The 18,431-nt window shown below is 56.9% G+C and carries 18 protein-coding genes; 16 read left to right on the forward strand and 2 right to left on the reverse strand.

Going from position 1 to position 18,431, the window contains the following annotated elements:
- Positions 1-9 precede the first annotated feature (9 nt).
- The 6 genes from ftsY to livJ all read left to right on the forward strand — a co-directional run bounded on the left by ftsY (position 10) and on the right by livJ (position 6,991).
- Positions 10-1,467: a signal recognition particle-docking protein FtsY gene (ftsY, locus tag NQ842_RS02445; RefSeq protein ID WP_046889466.1), complete on the forward strand. Its 1,458-nt coding sequence runs from the start codon at positions 10-12 to the stop codon at positions 1,465-1,467.
- Between the two features lie 2 nt (positions 1,468-1,469).
- Positions 1,470-2,141: a cell division ATP-binding protein FtsE gene (ftsE, locus tag NQ842_RS02450; RefSeq protein WP_008500091.1), complete on the forward strand. Its 672-nt coding sequence runs from the start codon at positions 1,470-1,472 to the stop codon at positions 2,139-2,141.
- Positions 2,128-3,183, forward strand: a complete 1,056-nt coding sequence (gene ftsX / locus NQ842_RS02455; protein ID WP_046889465.1) for a permease-like cell division protein FtsX — start codon at positions 2,128-2,130, stop codon at positions 3,181-3,183. Before ftsE ends, ftsX begins: the two co-directional genes overlap by 14 nt.
- Positions 3,184-3,434: 251 nt before the next feature.
- Entirely contained in the window at positions 3,435-4,292 is an 858-nt protein-coding gene (gene rpoH / locus NQ842_RS02460; RefSeq protein ID WP_008500093.1) for an RNA polymerase sigma factor RpoH, read from the forward strand.
- Between the two features lie 136 nt (positions 4,293-4,428).
- Positions 4,429-5,694 (forward strand): 4-aminobutyrate--2-oxoglutarate transaminase, encoded by a 1,266-nt coding sequence (locus NQ842_RS02465; RefSeq protein ID WP_046889464.1) that lies wholly within the window; start codon positions 4,429-4,431, stop codon positions 5,692-5,694.
- 196 nt (positions 5,695-5,890) lie between these two features.
- A complete protein-coding gene (gene livJ / locus NQ842_RS02470; RefSeq protein ID WP_014833593.1) occupies positions 5,891-6,991 on the forward strand; it encodes a branched chain amino acid ABC transporter substrate-binding protein LivJ in 1,101 nt (366 codons plus the stop codon).
- Between the two features lie 117 nt (positions 6,992-7,108).
- Here the strand turns inward: livJ and panM are convergent, their stop codons facing one another.
- Positions 7,109-7,492 (reverse strand): aspartate 1-decarboxylase autocleavage activator PanM, encoded by a 384-nt coding sequence (panM, locus tag NQ842_RS02475; protein ID WP_221345845.1) that lies wholly within the window; start codon positions 7,490-7,492, stop codon positions 7,109-7,111.
- A 424-nt stretch (positions 7,493-7,916) separates the two neighbouring features.
- Between panM and livK the strand changes: the two genes are divergently transcribed.
- The 10 genes from livK (at position 7,917) to ugpQ (ending at position 17,998) form a co-directional block, all read left to right on the forward strand.
- Complete coding sequence (gene livK, locus NQ842_RS02480) at positions 7,917-9,026, forward strand: high-affinity branched-chain amino acid ABC transporter substrate-binding protein LivK (RefSeq protein ID WP_014833591.1); 1,110 nt, start codon at positions 7,917-7,919, stop codon at positions 9,024-9,026.
- Positions 9,027-9,072: 46 nt separating this feature from the next.
- Positions 9,073-9,999 (forward strand): high-affinity branched-chain amino acid ABC transporter permease LivH, encoded by a 927-nt coding sequence (livH, locus tag NQ842_RS02485; RefSeq protein ID WP_013099131.1) that lies wholly within the window; start codon positions 9,073-9,075, stop codon positions 9,997-9,999.
- Positions 9,996-11,273 (forward strand): branched chain amino acid ABC transporter permease LivM, encoded by a 1,278-nt coding sequence (gene livM / locus NQ842_RS02490; RefSeq protein WP_014833590.1) that lies wholly within the window; start codon positions 9,996-9,998, stop codon positions 11,271-11,273. Before livH ends, livM begins: the two co-directional genes overlap by 4 nt.
- Positions 11,270-12,037, forward strand: a complete 768-nt coding sequence (livG, locus tag NQ842_RS02495; protein WP_014833589.1) for a high-affinity branched-chain amino acid ABC transporter ATP-binding protein LivG — start codon at positions 11,270-11,272, stop codon at positions 12,035-12,037. Before livM ends, livG begins: the two co-directional genes overlap by 4 nt.
- Before the next feature lies 1 nt (position 12,038).
- Positions 12,039-12,752 carry a high-affinity branched-chain amino acid ABC transporter ATP-binding protein LivF gene (livF, locus tag NQ842_RS02500; protein WP_043951706.1) on the forward strand — a complete coding sequence of 238 codons (714 nt, stop codon included), beginning with the start codon at positions 12,039-12,041 and terminating at the stop codon, positions 12,750-12,752.
- 281 nt (positions 12,753-13,033) lie between these two features.
- Positions 13,034-14,350 carry a sn-glycerol-3-phosphate ABC transporter substrate-binding protein UgpB gene (gene ugpB, locus NQ842_RS02505; RefSeq protein WP_046889461.1) on the forward strand — a complete coding sequence of 439 codons (1,317 nt, stop codon included), beginning with the start codon at positions 13,034-13,036 and terminating at the stop codon, positions 14,348-14,350.
- A 103-nt stretch (positions 14,351-14,453) separates the two neighbouring features.
- Positions 14,454-15,341: a sn-glycerol-3-phosphate ABC transporter permease UgpA gene (gene ugpA, locus NQ842_RS02510; protein WP_257256472.1), complete on the forward strand. Its 888-nt coding sequence runs from the start codon at positions 14,454-14,456 to the stop codon at positions 15,339-15,341.
- Complete coding sequence (gene ugpE, locus NQ842_RS02515) at positions 15,338-16,183, forward strand: sn-glycerol-3-phosphate ABC transporter permease UgpE (protein ID WP_013099125.1); 846 nt, start codon at positions 15,338-15,340, stop codon at positions 16,181-16,183. Before ugpA ends, ugpE begins: the two co-directional genes overlap by 4 nt.
- Before the next feature lies 1 nt (position 16,184).
- Positions 16,185-17,255: a sn-glycerol-3-phosphate import ATP-binding protein UgpC gene (locus NQ842_RS02520; RefSeq protein WP_047360482.1), complete on the forward strand. Its 1,071-nt coding sequence runs from the start codon at positions 16,185-16,187 to the stop codon at positions 17,253-17,255.
- Complete coding sequence (gene ugpQ / locus NQ842_RS02525) at positions 17,252-17,998, forward strand: glycerophosphodiester phosphodiesterase (RefSeq protein ID WP_063427076.1); 747 nt, start codon at positions 17,252-17,254, stop codon at positions 17,996-17,998. The genes NQ842_RS02520 and ugpQ overlap by 4 nt, the downstream gene beginning before the upstream one ends.
- Here ugpQ and NQ842_RS02530 read toward each other — a convergent pair.
- Positions 17,982-18,359: a DUF2756 family protein gene (locus NQ842_RS02530; protein ID WP_046889458.1), complete on the reverse strand. Its 378-nt coding sequence runs from the start codon at positions 18,357-18,359 to the stop codon at positions 17,982-17,984. The two genes, ugpQ and NQ842_RS02530, sit on opposite strands and share 17 nt — an antisense overlap.
- Positions 18,360-18,431: the final 72 nt, after the last annotated feature.

Here is an 18,431-nt window from a genome sequence, read left to right on the forward strand (position 1 = left end):
TAGTCGCAGATGGCAAAACAAAAAAAACGTGGCTTCTTTTCCTGGCTGGGTTTCGGTGAAAAAGAGCAAGAAACAGAACAGAAAACCGAAGAACAACAAGCCGTTGAAGAGCAGTCTCAGCCTGAAACGCCTGTAGAAACCGCCGCGGTTGTTGAAGCGGAAGAGCATGCGCACAGCAAAGAAGAGACTGAAGCCTTTGCTGAAGAGGTGGTTGAGGTCACCGAACAGGTTCAGGAGAGCGAAAAGCCCGAACCTGTTGTTGAAGCGGTTACTGAAGCGCCGCAGGCCGTTATCGAACATGAAGCGTTGCCGCTGCCGGAAGAGGTAAAAGCGGAGGACGTTTCCCCTGAAGAGTGGCAGGCCGAAGCGGAAACCGTGGAAATTGTCGACGCGGTGGAAGAAGAAGCGGCACATGAGCCGGAGCTGACCGACGAAGAGCTGGAAGCCCAGGCGCTGGCCGCTCAGGCGGCTGAAGAAGCGGTTATCGTCGTGCCGGTGGAAGAGCAGGCCGAAGAGGAGATCGTTCAGGAGCAGGAAAAACCGACCAAAGAAGGTTTCTTTGCCCGCCTGAAGCGCAGCCTGTTAAAAACCAAAGAAAACTTAGGTTCCGGATTTATCAGTCTGTTCCGCGGCAAAAAGATCGACGACGATCTGTTTGAAGAGCTGGAAGAGCAGTTGCTGATTGCGGACGTTGGGGTGGAAACCACCCGTAAGATCATTACCAACCTGACCGAAGGGGCGAGCCGCAAACAGCTGCGCGACGCCGAAGCGCTGTACGGCTTGCTGAAAGACGAGATGGGTGAAATTCTCGCAAAAGTTGACGAACCGCTTAATATTGAAGGCAAAACGCCATTTGTTATTCTGATGGTTGGCGTTAACGGTGTCGGGAAAACCACCACCATCGGCAAACTGGCGCGTCAGTTCGAGCAGCAGGGTAAATCGGTAATGCTGGCGGCGGGTGATACCTTCCGCGCGGCGGCGGTTGAACAGCTGCAGGTGTGGGGCCAGCGCAACAACATTCCGGTGATTGCGCAGCACACCGGTGCGGATTCCGCGTCCGTGATCTTTGACGCCATCCAGGCGGCGAAGTCGCGTAATGTGGATGTCCTGATTGCCGATACCGCAGGGCGTTTGCAGAACAAATCGCACCTGATGGAAGAGTTGAAGAAAATCGTCCGCGTCATGAAGAAGCTGGACGAAGACGCACCGCATGAAATTATGCTGACCATCGATGCCAGCACCGGACAGAACGCCGTCAGCCAGGCGAAGCTGTTCCATGAAGCGGTAGGACTGACCGGGATCACGCTGACCAAACTGGACGGCACCGCGAAAGGCGGGGTGATCTTCTCTGTGGCCGATCAGTTCGGCATTCCTATTCGTTACATCGGTGTGGGCGAGCGTATTGAGGATTTGCGTCCGTTTAAAGCGGACGACTTTATTGAGGCACTATTTGCCCGAGAGGACTAACAATGATTCGCTTTGAACACGTCAGCAAGGCCTATCTCGGTGGGAGACAAGCGCTGCAGGGGGTGACCTTCCATCTGCAGCCAGGCGAGATGGCATTCCTGACCGGCCATTCCGGCGCGGGGAAAAGTACCCTGCTCAAGCTTATCTGTGGGATTGAACGGCCAAGCGCCGGGAAGATCTTTTTCAGCGGCCATGAGATAAGCCGTCTGAAAAACCGTGAGGTGCCGTTCCTGCGTCGTCAGATCGGGATGATTTTCCAGGATCACCACCTGCTGATGGATCGCACCGTTTTCGATAACGTGGCGATCCCGCTGATTATTGCCGGTGCCAGCTATGATGATATCCGCCGTCGCGTCTCTGCGGCGCTGGATAAGGTCGGGCTGCTGGACAAAGCGAAGAACTTCCCGATCCAGCTCTCCGGCGGTGAACAGCAGCGTGTGGGCATTGCCCGTGCGGTGGTGAACAAACCTGCGGTACTGCTGGCGGATGAACCGACCGGTAACCTGGACGACGCCCTCTCTGAAGGGATTTTGCGTCTGTTTGAGGAATTCAACCGCGTTGGGGTGACGGTATTGATGGCGACGCACGACATCGGGCTGATTTCCCGCCGTTCGTACCGCATGCTGACCCTGAGCGACGGGCATTTGCACGGAGGCCACGGTGAACAAGCGTGATGCAATGAACCAGATTCGGCAGTTCGGGAACCGGTTTGACCGTTTCCGTAAGCCGCAGGGTGGCGGTGACGGTAACCGTAATGCGCCGAAGCGGGCAAAAGCCGCGCCGAAGCCAAACTCCCGCAAAACCAACGTGTTCAATGAACAGGTACGCTACGCCTTCCACGGCGCGTTGCAGGATCTGAAAAGTAAACCGCTGGCGACGTTCCTGACGGTGATGGTTATCGCCATCTCGCTGACGCTGCCAAGCGTGTGCTATATGGTCTATAAGAACGTGAATCAGGCGGCGTCGCAGTATTATCCGTCTCCGCAGATCACGGTCTATCTGGACAAGGCGCTCGACGATAACGCGGCGGCGCAGGTGGTCGGGCAAATCCAGGCCGAGAAGGGCGTGGAGAAGGTGAACTACCTTTCCCGCGAAGAAGCGCTGGGTGAGTTCCGTAACTGGTCAGGCTTTGGCGGTGCGCTGGATATGCTCGAAGAGAACCCGCTACCGGCCGTGGCGGTGGTGATCCCGAAGCTCGACTTCCAGGGGACGGATTCGCTTAATACGCTGCGCGATCGCATCTCTACCATTAAAGGCATTGATGAAGTGCGCATGGATGACAGCTGGTTTGCGCGTCTTGCCGCCCTGACCGGGCTGGTGGGTCGTGTGGCGGCGATGATTGGTGTGCTGATGGTGGCGGCGGTGTTCCTCGTCATCGGTAACAGCGTGCGCCTGAGCATTTTCGCCCGCCGCGACACCATCAACGTGCAAAAGCTGATTGGTGCGACGGATGGCTTCATCCTGCGTCCGTTCCTCTACGGCGGCGCATTGCTCGGTTTTTCCGGCGCATTTCTTTCACTGATATTGTCAGAAATTTTGGTGATGCGGCTCTCCTCCGCCGTGACCGAGGTGGCGCAGGTCTTCGGAACTAAGTTTGATATCAGTGGCTTAGGGTTCGATGAGTGCCTGTTACTGCTGCTGGTTTGCTCCATGATTGGCTGGGTGGCAGCATGGCTGGCGACGGTTCAACATTTACGCCACTTTACTCCCGACTAAGAAAAGCGTGATATAATTTTTCCCTGCACCGAGATGTTCGCTCTGCAGGGAAAGCGTCCCTGTTGTCTCTTCCCCTGTTATCATCTCCATGTCACATTTTGTGCGTAATTTATTCACCGTTGCACCTGGAACTTGTGGATAAAATCACTGTCTGATAAAAGAGTGAATGCTAATCTCGTTGCTCAAACGCTTTGGCATGGTTGTTGCCTGATGGGGACAACCTGGACCAGAAGAAACATTGAGAGGAATGAATGACCAAAGAAATGCAAACTTTAGCTTTAGCCCCTGTTGGTAACCTGGAATCGTATATCCGGGCTGCGAACACCTGGCCGATGTTAACGGCCGAGGAAGAAAAGGAGCTTGCTGAAAAGCTGCATTACCAGGGCGATCTGGAAGCAGCGAAAAAGCTGATCCTGTCTCACCTGCGCTTTGTTGTTCACATTGCTCGTAATTATGCGGGCTATGGCCTGCCGCAGGCGGACTTGATTCAGGAAGGTAACATCGGCCTGATGAAGGCTGTACGTCGCTTTAACCCGGAAGTGGGTGTACGACTGGTCTCCTTCGCTGTGCACTGGATCAAAGCAGAGATTCACGAATACGTGCTGCGTAACTGGCGTATCGTGAAAGTCGCCACGACAAAAGCGCAACGCAAACTGTTCTTTAACCTGCGTAAAACCAAGCAGCGTCTGGGCTGGTTCAATCAGGATGAAGTGGAAATGGTGGCGCGCGAGCTGGGTGTTTCCAGCAAAGACGTGCGTGAGATGGAATCCCGTATGGCCGCGCAGGACATGACCTTTGACATGTCTTCTGACGACGATGCGTCCGACAGCCAGCCGATGGCGCCGGTGCTGTATCTGCAGGATAAGACCTCTAACTTTGCTGACGGTATTGAAGAGGACAACTGGGAAGATCAGGCCGCGAACAAGCTGAGCTATGCGATGGAAGGCCTTGACGAGCGTAGCCAGGATATTATCCGTGCCCGCTGGCTGGACGAAGACAACAAGTCCACCCTGCAGGAGCTGGCCGACCGCTACGGCGTCTCCGCTGAACGTGTGCGTCAGCTTGAAAAGAACGCCATGAAAAAACTTCGCGCCGCGATTGAAGCGTAATTTCCGCGAAGTATGACGAGAGCCCCTGGATGCGAATCCGGGGGTTTTGTTTTTTTAACGCCCACTCTGGCGAATTTCTCCCCCCTGGCAAACACTTACTGATGCGCTAAGCAGGCGACTTTCTCAGGGGGACAGGGTGAAAAATAACGAACTGAACGACCGGCGTTTACAGGCGACGCCGCGCGGCATCGGCGTGATGTGTAACTTCTATGCCGATAAAGCTGAAAACGCCACGGTGTGGGACGTCGAGGGCAACGAGTATATCGACTTCGCCGCCGGAATAGCGGTGCTGAACACCGGGCATCGCCATCCAAAAATCATTTCCGCCATTGAAAAACAACTTCACGCCTTCACCCATACGGCGTACCAGATTGTGCCGTACGAAGGTTATGTGTCGCTTGCCGAGCGCATCAACGGGCGCGTGCCGATTGACGGCCCGGCAAAAACCGCTTTCTTCTCAACGGGGGCAGAAGCCGTCGAAAACGCGGTAAAAATTGCCCGCGCATACACCAGACGCCCTGGCCTGATTACCTTTGGTGGCGCCTTCCATGGGCGCACCTTTATGACCATGGCGCTGACCGGGAAAGTCGCACCCTACAAGCTGGGCTTCGGGCCGTTTCCTGGCTCGGTATATCACGCCCAATACCCCAATGAACTGCACGGTGTCAGTACGGTGGAGGCATTAAAAAGCCTGGAGCGTATCTTCAAAGCGGACATTGCCCCGGACCAGGTGGCAGCCATCATTCTTGAACCGGTTCAGGGCGAGGGCGGTTTCAATATCGCACCGGCGGATTTTATGCAGGCCCTGCGCGCCCTGTGCGATACCCACGGTATTTTGCTGATCGCCGACGAGGTGCAAAGCGGTTTTGCACGTACCGGGAAACTGTTCTCGATGGAACACCACTGCGTGAAGCCGGATCTGATCACCATGGCGAAAAGCCTGGCGGGTGGGATGCCGCTCTCGGCGGTATCGGGCCGCGCCGAGGTGATGGACGCACCTGCACCTGGCGGACTGGGCGGTACCTATGCCGGTAACCCACTGGCGATCGCCGCCGCACATGCCGTGCTGGACGTGATTGATGAAGAAGACCTCTGCACCCGCTCGGCGCATCTGGGTCATCACCTGGTGGAAGTGCTGAACAAAGCGAAGGAACACTGCCCGTATATCGCGGATATCCGCGCGCAGGGCTCAATGGTGGCGGTGGAGTTTAACGATCCGCAATCCGGACAACCGTCGCCGGAATTTACCCGTCAGGTGCAGGAGCGAGCCCTGCAGGAAGGCCTTCTGCTTCTGAGTTGCGGCGTGTACGGTAACGTCATCCGCTTCCTTTACCCGCTCACAATCCCTGAAGTGCAGTTCCGTAAAGCGCTGGACATTATTTCTGCGTCGCTGACTCGTTAAAGCCAGAAGCCCGGTGAAATTCCTGCCGGGCTTATCATATATTCATTTCAAATTTGCTATTCCAAAATCATAAAAATGGGGTATGTTTTAGCAGAGTATGCTGAAAAAGCGCAAACAGCACACCTATAACTGAAATAAAGCGCTGCACAACAACATCACAACAATCGTAATAACCATAATAATGGGGAATCTCAGGATGAACATGAAGGGTAAAGCGTTACTGGCAGGATGTATCGCGTTGGCATTCAGCACCATGGCGCAGGCCGATATTAAAGTGGCCGTGGTGGGCGCGATGTCCGGTCCGGTAGCACAGTATGGCGACCAGGAATTTACGGGCGCAGAACAGGCGGTTGCCGATATTAATGCGAAGGGCGGTATCAAGGGCGAAAAACTGCAGATCGTAAAATATGATGATGCCTGTGACCCGAAACAAGCGGTTGCCGTGGCGAACAAAGTGGTGAACGACGGCATCAAATACGTTATCGGTCACCTGTGCTCCTCTTCCACCCAGCCTGCGTCTGATATCTACGAAGACGAAGGTATCCTGATGATCACCCCGGCCGCAACGGCGCCGGAGCTGACGTCGCGTGGCTATAAGCTGATCCTGCGCACCACCGGTCTGGACTCCGATCAGGGCCCAACGGCCGCCAAATACATTGTCGAAAAAGTGAAGCCGAAGCGTATCGCGATTGTGCATGACAAACAGCAGTACGGTGAGGGTCTGGCGCGCTCCGTACAGGATAACCTCAAGAAAGCGAATGCTGACGTCGTGTTCTTTGATGGTATCACCGCCGGTGAGAAAGACTTCTCCACCCTGGTGGCGCGTCTGAAGAAAGAGAATATCGACTTCGTATACTACGGTGGCTACCACCCGGAAATGGGCCAGATCCTGCGTCAGGCTCGTGCTGCGGGTCTGAAAACCCAGTTTATGGGTCCGGAAGGGGTGGCGAACGTTTCCCTGTCTAACATCGCCGGTGAGTCTGCGGAAGGCCTGCTGGTGACCAAGCCGAAGAACTACGACCAGGTTCCTGCGAACAAACCTATCGTAGATGCTATCAAGGCGAAGAAACAGGATCCAAGCGGCGCGTTCGTCTGGACCACCTACGCGGCACTGCAGTCTCTGCAGGCGGGTCTGAACCAGTCAGCCGATCCGGCTGAGATTGCCACCTGGCTGAAAGCGAACTCTGTTGATACCGTGATGGGGCCGCTCTCCTGGGATGAGAAGGGCGATCTGAAGGGCTTCGAGTTCGGCGTGTTTGACTGGCATGCCAACGGTACTGCTACTGACGCAAAATAATGCTGGTGCGGGTTGATGCCCTCACCCTAACCCTCTCCCACGGGGAGAGGGGATTACCCGGTTTTCTCCCTCTCCCTTAGGGAGAGGGCCGGGGTGAGGGTATCAGGACGCACAAATCTAGCGCTTCTCCCATCCATTTTTCTGCGCCGTAAACCCTAACGCCTGCATAAACGCCGCCATCACGCTACGGTCCTCCACGCCTACGTCGGCCATCCACCAGGAGGTAATGCTGGGGTTTTCACGGATCACTTCTTCAATCAGGTACTGTCCTACGCCGCGACGACGGGTGACGTCACGCACGCGCAGAGAGTCCAGCGCTCCTTCCGCGCCGCTCAGCGTCACGCGAACAGCCGCCAGCAGGCGCTCGTTGAAGCGCGCGGCATAAATACGGTGGGTGTCATCAACGTTGAGCGACGAAGGGGAATATTCCGGCCAGATCTTGCCCAGGTCGATATGATCCTGGTCGCTAAAGGTCACCAGACGAACGATAGTCAGTTTCATTAGCTGCTTGTCCAAATCAAATTGAGTAGAGGCAGTGTACTCAATTTATTCGCTCAGCGGCTTCCTCTTTTTATTCCCGTTTGCCAGGGGATTAGTTTTTTGCCAGCGCGAAGTGCAGTTTGAAAACACATGGATCGAAAAATAAGCAGAATTTTAACCTGAATGGCAGTGATTTATTCGGCGCTTTGTACCGTTATTTTATGCTGCAAACTGCACTTTTATTTGTTTATCTCTGCCTGATTTCAGAATATTATCTTTGCTTAATCGCCTGAAAAATAGAGATTTTAGTCTGGTTTTTGATAAAAACCTGCGCTAAACCATTAAAGGCACTGGTAAAAATAGCGTTGTGCATTAAAAGTACAGAATGCTTTTTAACCATAATAAAACAAAATATATACACGACATCACGAATGGGGATTCAGAGATGAAAAGGAACGCGAAGACGTTAATCGCGGGCATGGTTGCATTGTCTCTCTCGCATGCAGCTATGGCGGAAGAGATTAAAGTTGCGGTGGTCGGTGCCATGTCCGGGCCTGTTGCCCAGTGGGGGGACATGGAGTTCAACGGCGCACGTCAGGCAATTAAAGACATCAACGCCAAAGGCGGCATCAAAGGCGACAAGCTGGTGGGCGTGGAGTACGACGACGCCTGCGATCCAAAACAGGCCGTCGCGGTGGCGAACAAAATCGTGAACGATGGCATCCAGTATGTGATCGGCCATCTGTGCTCATCATCCACTCAGCCAGCGTCTGATATCTACGAAGACGAAGGTATTCTGATGATTACCCCCGGTGCCACCAACCCGGAGCTGACCCAGCGCGGCTACCAGCACATTATGCGTACCGCCGGTCTGGACTCCTCCCAGGGGCCAACCGCGGCGAAATACATCCTCGAGACGGTTAAACCGCAGCGCATTGCCATTATTCATGACAAACAGCAGTACGGCGAAGGCCTGGCGCGTTCTGTTCAGGACGGGCTGAAAAAAGGTGGCGCAAATATTGTCTTCTTCGACGGGATTACCGCGGGTGAGAAAGATTTCTCCGCGCTGATCGCCCGTCTGCAAAAAGAGAATATCGACTTTGTTTACTACGGTGGTTATTACCCGGAAATGGGCCAGATGCTGCGCCAGGCGCGCTCGGTCGGTCTGAAAACCCAGTTCATGGGGCCAGAAGGCGTGGGTAACGCCTCCCTGTCTAACATCGCCGGTGATGCCGCTGAAGGCATGCTGGTGACGATGCCAAAACGCTATGACCAGGATCCGGCGAACAAAGCTATCGTAGAGGCGCTCAAGGCGCAGAAGAAAGATCCAAGTGGTCCGTACGTCTGGATCACCTACGCGGCCGTGCAGTCTCTGGCCACCGCGCTGGATCGCACCGGCAGCAAAGAACCGCTGGATCTGGTGAAAGATTTAAAAGCACACGGGGCGAACACCGTGATTGGGCCGCTGAACTGGGATGAGAAAGGCGATCTGAAGGGATTTGAATTTGGTGTCTTTAAGTGGCACGCCGACGGTTCGTCTTCGGCCGCCAAATAATTATCCCGCCGCCCGGACCGCCGGGCGGGTATAAAAAGGTTTGCATATGTCCGAGCAGTTTCTCTATTTCCTGCAGCAGATGTTTAACGGCGTCACGCTGGGAAGCACCTACGCGCTGATTGCCATTGGCTATACGATGGTGTACGGCATTATCGGCATGATCAACTTCGCCCACGGCGAGGTGTACATGATCGGTAGCTACGTCTCCTTTATGATCATCGCCGCGCTGATGATGATGGGTATCGACAGCAGCTGGCTGCTGGTCGCCGCCGGTTTTGTCGGCGCGATTGTGATTGCCAGCGCCTACGGCTGGAGCATCGAGCGGGTGGCCTACCGGCCGGTACGCAGCTCCAAGCGCCTGATTGCCCTCATCTCCGCGATTGGGATGTCTATCTTCCTGCAAAACTACGTCAGCCTGACCGAAGGCTCGCGCGACGTGGCGTTGCCAAGCCTGTTTAACGGCCAGTGGATCGTCGGCGCCAGCGAAAACTTCTCTGCCTCCATCACCACCATGCAGCTGGTTATCTGGGTGGTGACCTTTATTGCGATGCTCGCCCTGACGCTCTTCATCCGCTACTCCCGCATGGGACGTGCCTGCCGCGCCTGCGCGGAAGATCTGAAGATGGCGAGCCTGCTCGGGATTAACACTGACCGCGTTATTGCCCTGACCTTTGTGATCGGCGCGGCGATGGCGGCGGTGGCGGGTGTTCTGCTCGGCCAGTTCTACGGCGTGATTAACCCGTACATCGGCTTTATGGCCGGGATGAAAGCCTTTACCGCGGCAGTACTGGGCGGTATTGGCAGTATTCCTGGCGCGATGATTGGCGGCCTGATTCTGGGCGTGGCAGAAGCGCTCTCCTCAGCGTATCTGAGTACCGAGTATAAAGATGTGGTCTCGTTTGCCCTGCTGATTCTGGTTCTGCTGGTGATGCCTACCGGTATTCTGGGTCGTCCGGAGGTAGAGAAAGTATGAAACCGATGCATTTTGCAATGGCGCTGCTCTCTGCCGCCATGTTCTTCGTGCTGGCGGGCGTCTTTATGGGCGTTCAGTTAGAGCTGAACGGCACAAAGCTTGTGGTCGACACCGCCGCTGACATTCGCTGGCAGTGGGTCTTTATCGGCACCGCCGTGGTGTTCCTGTTCCAGCTGCTGCGTCCGCTGTTCCAGAAAACGCTGAAAGGCGTCTCGGGACCGAAGTTTGTCCTGCCGGCTATCGACGGCTCCACCGTGAAGCAGAAGCTGTTCCTTGTGGCGCTGCTGGTGGCTGCGGTGGCGTGGCCGTTCGTGGTCTCGCGCGGCACGGTAGATATCGCCACCCTGACCATGATCTACGTTATTCTGGGTCTGGGCCTGAACGTGGTAGTGGGGCTCTCTGGCCTGCTGGTACTGGGCTACGGCGGTTTCTACGCCATTGGCGCGTATACCTTTGCGCTACTGAACCACTATTACGGTCTCGGCTTCTGGACCTGTCTGCCGCTGGCGGGGCTGGTCTCTGCCGCTGCAGGTTTCCTGCTTGGCTTCCCGGTGCTGCGCCTGCGCGGTGACTACCTGGCGATTGTGACCTTAGGCTTCGGCGAAATCGTCCGTATCCTGCTGCTCAACAATACCGAGGTGACCGGCGGCCCGAACGGCATCAGCCAGATCCCGAAACCAACCTTCTTTGGTCTGGAGTTCAGCCGTACCGCCCGTGAAGGCGGCTGGGATACCTTCAGCAACTTCTTTGGCGTGAAGTATGATCCGTCCGACCGCGTTATCTGGCTCTACATGGTGGCGCTGCTGCTGGTGGTCATCACGCTGTTCGTGATTAACCGCCTGCTGCGTATGCCGCTGGGCCGCGCGTGGGAAGCGCTGCGTGAAGATGAGATCGCCTGCCGCTCCCTGGGCCTCAACCCGACCCGCATTAAGCTGACCGCGTTCACCATCAGCGCCGCGTTCGCCGGTTTTGCCGGCACGCTGTTTGCCGCGCGTCAGGGCTTTGTCAGCCCGGAATCGTTCACCTTTGCCGAATCCGCCTTTGTGCTGGCGATTGTGGTGCTCGGCGGGATGGGCTCGCAGTTCGCCGTGATCCTCGCTGCCATTCTGCTGGTGGTCTCGCGCGAACTGATGCGTGACTTTAACGAATACAGCATGCTGATGCTGGGTGGTTTGATGGTGCTGATGATGATCTGGCGTCCGCAGGGGCTGCTGCCGATGACCCGTCCACAGCTGAAGCTGAAGAACGGGCAAGCGAAAGGAGAGCAGGCATGAGTCAGCCATTATTATCCGTTAACGGTCTGATGATGCGTTTTGGCGGCCTGCTGGCAGTCAACAATGTGAATCTGGATCTGCACAAGAAAGAGATCGTCTCCCTGATTGGCCCGAACGGCGCGGGAAAAACCACGGTCTTTAACTGCCTGACCGGTTTCTACAAGCCGACGGGCGGCACCATCATGCTGCGCGACCAGCACCTGGAAGGGCTGCCGGGCCAGCAGATTGCCCGCATGGGCGTGGTGCGTACCTTCCAGCACGTGCGTCTGTTCCGCGAGATGACGGTGATTGAGAACCTGCTGGTGGCGCAACACCAGCAGCTGAAAACCGGTCTGTTCTCCGGCCTGCTGAAAACGCCGGCCTTTCGCCGGGCGCAGAGCGAAGCGCTGGATCGTGCGGCGACCTGGCTCGACCGTATCGGTCTGCTGCCGCATGCCAACCGCCAGGCAAGTAACCTTGCGTACGGTGACCAGCGTCGCCTTGAGATCGTGCGCTGCATGGTAACGCAGCCGGAAATCCTGATGCTCGATGAACCCGCAGCGGGTCTGAACCCGAAAGAGACCAAAGAGCTGGACGAGCTGATTGCTGAACTTCGCGATCATCACGACACCACTATCCTGCTGATTGAGCACGATATGAAGCTGGTGATGGGCATTTCAGACCGTATCTACGTGGTGAACCAGGGGACGCCGCTGGCAAACGGCACGCCGGAAGAGATCCGCAACAATCCGGACGTGATCCGCGCATACCTGGGTGAGGCATAAGATGGAAAAAGCGATGTTAACGTTTGACAAGGTCAACGCCCACTACGGCAAGATCCAGGCGCTGCACGACGTCAGCCTGCATATCAATCAGGGCGAAATCGTCACCCTGATTGGGGCTAACGGCGCGGGCAAAACCACGCTGCTCGGTACCCTGTGCGGCGACCCGCGCGCCACCAGCGGGCGGATTGTGTTTGATGGCAAAGACATCACCGACTGGCAGACCGCCAGGATCATGCGTGAAGCGGTGGCGATAGTCCCTGAAGGGCGTCGCGTCTTCTCGCGTATGACGGTGGAAGAGAACCTGGCGATGGGCGGCTTCTTCGCTGACCGCGACCAGTATCAGTCCCGCATCAAGTGGGTGTATGAGCTCTTCCCGCGCCTGTGGGAGCGTCGTATTCAGCGTGCGGGCACCATGTCCGGCGGTGAGCAGCAGATGCTGGCGATCGGCCGCGCCCTGATGAGCCAGCCGCGCCTGCTGCTGCTGGATGAACCGTCGCTGGGTCTTGCGCCAATTATCATTCAGCAGATCTTCGACACCATCGAGCAGTTGCGTAAAGAGGGGATGACCATCTTCCTCGTCGAGCAGAACGCCAACCAGGCGCTGAAGCTCGCCGACCGCGGTTACGTGCTGGAGAACGGCCACGTGGTGCTTGAGGATACCGGCGATGCGCTGCTGGCGAATGAAGCGGTGCGGAGTGCGTATTTAGGCGGTTAATTGCATTTCCCCCTCACCCTAACCCTCTCCCTCAAGGGAGAGGGAACCGATCGCTTTTCTCCCTCTCCCTGTGGGAGAGGGCCGGGGTGAGGGCATCAGACCGCACCCCACCACACCCAACCACCCACCCAAACCCCTTCACACAACCATCATCCCGCTGACCTTTTGTTGTCACTTATCTGTAAACAAAAAGTTATTTTTCTGTCATTCGAGCATGTCATGTTACCTCGCGAGCATAAAACGCGTGATATCGCGCATCCGGCACAATAAGAGAGATGACAATGACATCGTTACGACACACAGCTTTGGGTCTGGCACTGGGTCTGGCTTTTGCGACGAACGCAATGGCTGTGACGACCATTCCGTTCTGGCATTCCATGGAAGGGGAGTTGGGTAAAGAGGTTGACTCCCTGGCGCAGCGTTTCAACGACACCCATCCGGATTACAAAATTGTGCCGGTGTACAAAGGTAACTACGAGCAAAGCCTGAGCGCGGGCATTGCCGCCTTCCGTACCGGTAACGCCCCTGCGTTGTTACAGGTTTATGAAGTGGGTACCGCGACCATGATGGCCTCCAAAGCCATCAAACCGGTCTATGAAGTGTTCAAAGAGGCGGGGATCAACTTCGACGAATCCCAGTTTGTACCGACCGTAGCGGGTTATTACACCGATTCTAAAACCGGTCACCTGCTGTCTCAGCCGTTTAACAGCTCGACGCCGGTGCTGTACTACAACAAAGACGCCTTTAAGAAAGCCGGTTTAGACCCGGAGCAACCGCCAAAAACCTGGCAGGATCTGGCGGAGTACACCGCGAAGCTGAAAGCGGCGGGAATGAAGTGCGGCTACGCCAGCGGCTGGCAGGGCTGGATCCAGATTGAAAACTTCAGCGCCTGGCACGGCCTGCCGGTGGCCACCAAAAACAACGGTTTCGACGGCACCGACGCGGTACTGGAGTTCAACAAGCCAGAGCAGGTGAAGCACATCGCGCTGCTGGAAGAGTTGAACAAGAAGGGTGATTTCAGCTACTTCGGCCGTAAAGACGAATCCACCGAGAAGTTCTACAACGGTGACTGCGCCATTACCACCGCCTCGTCCGGCTCGCTGGCGGATATCCGTCACTATGCCAAATTCAACTACGGCGTGGGCATGATGCCGTACGACGCAGACGTGAAAGGCGCGCCGCAGAACGCCATCATCGGCGGAGCGAGCCTGTGGGTGATGCAGGGTAAAGACGCCGGCACCTACAAAGGGGTGGCCGAGTTCCTCGACTTCCTGGCGAAACCTGAAAACGCGGCCGAATGGCACCAGAAAACCGGCTACCTGCCGATCACCAAGGCTGCCTATGACCTGACCCGCGAGCAGGGCTTCTACAGCAAGAATCCGGGCGCGGATATCGCGACGCGTCAGATGCTGAACAAGCCGCCGTTGCCGTTCACCAAAGGGCTGCGTCTGGGCAACATGCCGCAGATCCGTACCATCGTCGATGAAGAGCTGGAAAGCGTGTGGACCGGCAAGAAAACACCACAGCAGGCGCTGGATTCAGCGGTAGAGCGCGGGAATCAGCTGCTGCGCCGCTTTGAGCAGTCCACGAAGTCTTAATCTTTTACCCTCACCCTAACCCTCTCCCAAAAGGAGAGGGAACATATCCCCCTCTCCCTTTGGGAGAGGGACGGGGTGAGGGGAAACCAACCTGAGCTAACCTATGTCATCATCCCGTCCGGTGTTCCGTTCCCGCTGGCTGCCGTACCTGCTGGTCGCGCCTCAGCTGGTCATCACCGTTATCTTCTTTATCTGGCCTGCGGGCGAAGCGCTGTGGTATTCGGTACAAAGCGTTGATCCCTTCGGGCTCTCCAGCCAGTTTGTCGGGCTGGACAACTTTACCGCGCTGTTCCACGACAGCTACTACCTGGCCTCCTTCTGGACGACGATGAAGTTCAGCGCACTGGTCACCGTGAGCGGCCTTGTCGCCTCGCTGTTCTTCGCCGCGCTGGTGGATTACGTGGTGCGCGGCAGCCGTCTGTATCAGACCCTGATGCTGCTGCCCTACGCCGTGGCGCCAGCGGTCGCCGCCGTGCTGTGGATCTTCCTGTTTAACCCCGGTCGCGGGTTGATTACCCATTTCCTGGCCGAACTGGGCTACGACTGGAACCACGCCCAGAACAGCGGCCAGGCGATGTTCCTGGTGGTGTTCGCCTCGGTGTGGAAGCAGATCAGCTACAACTTCCTGTTCTTCTTTGCCGCGCTGCAGTCCATTCCGCGTTCGCTGGTGGAAGCCGCCGCGATTGATGGCGCAGGCCCGATCCGCCGCTTCTTCAGGCTGTCGCTGCCGCTGATTGCCCCGGTGAGTTTCTTCCTGCTGGTGGTGAACCTGGTGTATGCCTTTTTCGACACCTTCCCGGTCATCGACGCGGCCACCGCCGGTGGCCCGGTGCAGGCCACGACGACGCTGATTTATAAAATCTACCGCGAAGGGTTTGCCGGTCTGGATCTCTCGGCTTCCGCCGCGCAGTCCGTTGTGCTGATGTTCCTCGTCATCATCCTCACGGTGGTGCAGTTCCGCTATGTTGAAAGTAAGGTGCGCTACCAATGATTGAGAACCGTCGCGGGCTGACGATTTTCAGCCATACCATGCTGATTCTGGGGATTATCGTCATCCTCTTTCCGCTGTACGTGGCCTTTGTCGCCGCCACGCTGGACACCAAAGCGGTGTTTGATACGCCGATGACGTTGATCCCAGGCACGCATCTTTTCGAGAACATGAAAACCATCTGGACCCAGGGCGTGGGGGCCAACAGCGCGCCGTTCTGGCTGATGATGCTCAACAGCTTCATCATGGCGTTCGGCATTACGGTAGGCAAAATCACGGTGTCGATGCTCTCGGCGTTTGCCATCGTCTGGTTCCGCTTTCCGCTGCGCAACCTCTTCTTCTGGATGATTTTCATCACCCTGATGCTGCCGGTGGAGGTGCGTATCTTCCCGACGGTGGAAGTGATCGCCAACCTGAAGATGCTCGACAGCTACGCGGGATTAACCCTGCCGCTGATGGCGTCTGCGACCGCCACCTTCCTGTTCCGCCAGTTCTTTATGACGCTGCCGGACGAGCTGATTGAAGCCGCGCGCATTGACGGTGCCTCACCGATGCGCTTTTTCCGCGACATCGTGCTGCCGCTGTCGAAAACCAACCTCGCGGCACTGTTTGTGATCACCTTTATCTACGGCTGGAACCAGTACCTGTGGCCGCTGCTGATTATTCAGGACGTCAACCTCGGCACCGCCGTGGCGGGCATCAAGGGCATGATCGCCACCGGCGAAGGCACCACCCTCTGGAACCAGGTGATGGCGGCGATGCTGCTCACCCTTATCCCCCCCGTAGTCATTGTTTTAGCCATGCAGCGTGCCTTTGTCCGCGGCCTGGTCGATAGCGAGAAATAAAATGGCAGGTTTAAAACTACAGGCAGTGACCAAAAGCTGGGATGGCAAAACCCAGGTGATTCAGCCGCTCACCCTCGACGTGGCGGACGGGGAGTTCATCGTCATGGTCGGCCCGTCCGGCTGCGGCAAATCCACGCTGCTGCGCATGGTGGCCGGGCTTGAGCGCGTCACCTCCGGCGATATCTGGATTGACCGCCAGCGCGTGACCGAGATGGAGCCCAAAGACCGCGGCATCGCGATGGTGTTCCAGAACTACGCCCTCTATCCGCACATGAGCGTGGAAGAGAACATGGCCTGGGGGCTGAAAATCCGCGGCATGGGCAAAGGCCATATCGACGAGCGGGTGAAAGAGGCGGCGCGCATTCTGGAGCTGGATGGCCTGCTTAAGCGTCGTCCGCGTGAGCTCTCCGGCGGCCAGCGCCAGCGCGTGGCGATGGGGCGTGCCATCGTGCGCGATCCGGCGGTGTTCCTGTTCGATGAACCGCTCTCTAACCTCGACGCCAAGCTGCGCGTGCAGATGCGTCTGGAGCTGCAGCAACTGCATCGCCGTCTGAAAACCACCTCCCTGTACGTGACCCACGATCAGGTCGAAGCCATGACCCTCGCCCAGCGGGTGATGGTGATGAACAAAGGCATCGCCGAGCAGATTGGCACGCCGGTGGAAGTCTATGAGAAACCGGCCACCCGCTTTGTGGCGAGTTTTATCGGTAGCCCGGCAATGAACCTGCTGGAAGGGCGGATCAGCAGCGCGGGCACCCACTTTGAGCTGGAAAGCGGGATGGCATTACCCATCAACTGGTACTATCGTGGCTACGCCGGGCGTAAGATGACGCTCGGTATCCGCCCGGAGCATATCGGTTTAACCTCTCAGGCGGACGGCGGCGTGCCGCTGGTGATGGACACGCTGGAGATGTTGGGTGCAGATAACCTGGCGCACGGACGCTGGGGCGAGCAAAAAATGGTGGTGCGTCTGCCGCATCAGGAACGCCCGAAAGCAGGCAGCACGCTGTGGCTGCATCTGCCGGAAAATCACCTGCACTTATTTGACGGTGAAACAGGACAACGAGTATGAGCAACTGGCCTTATCCCCACATCGTCGCCCACCGTGGCGGCGGTAAACTGGCGCCGGAAAATACCCTGGCGGCAATTGATGTTGGCGCACGCTACGGCCACACGATGATTGAGTTCGACGCCAAGCTGTCGAAAGACGGCGAAATTTTCCTGCTGCATGATGACAACCTCGAACGCACCAGCAACGGCTGGGGCGTGGCGGGGGAACTGCCGTGGCGCGATCTGCTGAAGGTGGATGCCGGAAGCTGGTTCAGCGGCGAGTACAAAGGCGAACCGCTGCCGCTGCTGGCGGAAGTGGCCGACCGTTGTCGTCAACACGGGATGATGGCCAACATCGAAATCAAACCGACGACCGGTACCGGGCCGCTCACGGGCAACGTGATTGCGCTGGCCGCGCGCGAGCTATGGGAAGGCATGACGCCACCGCTGCTGTCGTCATTTGACATTGATGCCCTTGAAGCGGCACAGGCTGCGGTGCCGGAGCTGCCGCGCGGGCTGCTGCTGGACGAGTGGCGCGAGGACTGGCGTGAGCTGACCACCCGCTTAGCGTGTGTCTCTATTCATCTCAATCATACGCTGCTGGATGAGGCGCGGGTGAAGATGCTGAAAGCGGCGGGGCTGCATATTCTGGTGTATACCGTCAACAAACCCCAGCGTGCGGCTGAGCTGCTGCGCTGGGGGGTGGACAGCATCTGTACCGATGCGATTGACCTGATCGGCCCGGACTTTAGTTCTGCGGATTAAGCATACTGCCATTCGACTGCGACGGCAGCATATGCTGCTGTCCGCTGCCTGAAGAACTCATCCCCCCTAACATCCCGCCGTTTTTATTCGGCAGCGGCTGCTCGCGCATTTGCCCCTGCTGCACGCGCTGGGTGTTAGTGTTCATCTGATTTTGCAGGCTCTGCTGCTGCATTCGGGTCTGCGTGTTCAACTGCTGATTCAGCATCCCTTTTTGCTGTTGCTGCTGGCTCATCATCTCTGTCTGCATACGCTGCTGGCTCGGAATGACATAGCCCGGCTGGTTAGGGTTATTCATCGTATTGAGTGGCTGTGCAAGTGCGGCAAACGGGAGCAACGCCGTCAGAATAAGTAAGCGTTTCATTGTCATCTCCTTCTGTGAGGTTTCTCTTAAGTTTACCCTGAATTCACCATGACGATGATTTTTTAGGAGTTG

This window comes from Enterobacter cloacae complex sp. R_G8 (genome assembly GCF_024599795.1).
Classification (GTDB): Bacteria; Pseudomonadota; Gammaproteobacteria; order Enterobacterales; family Enterobacteriaceae; genus Enterobacter; species Enterobacter dissolvens.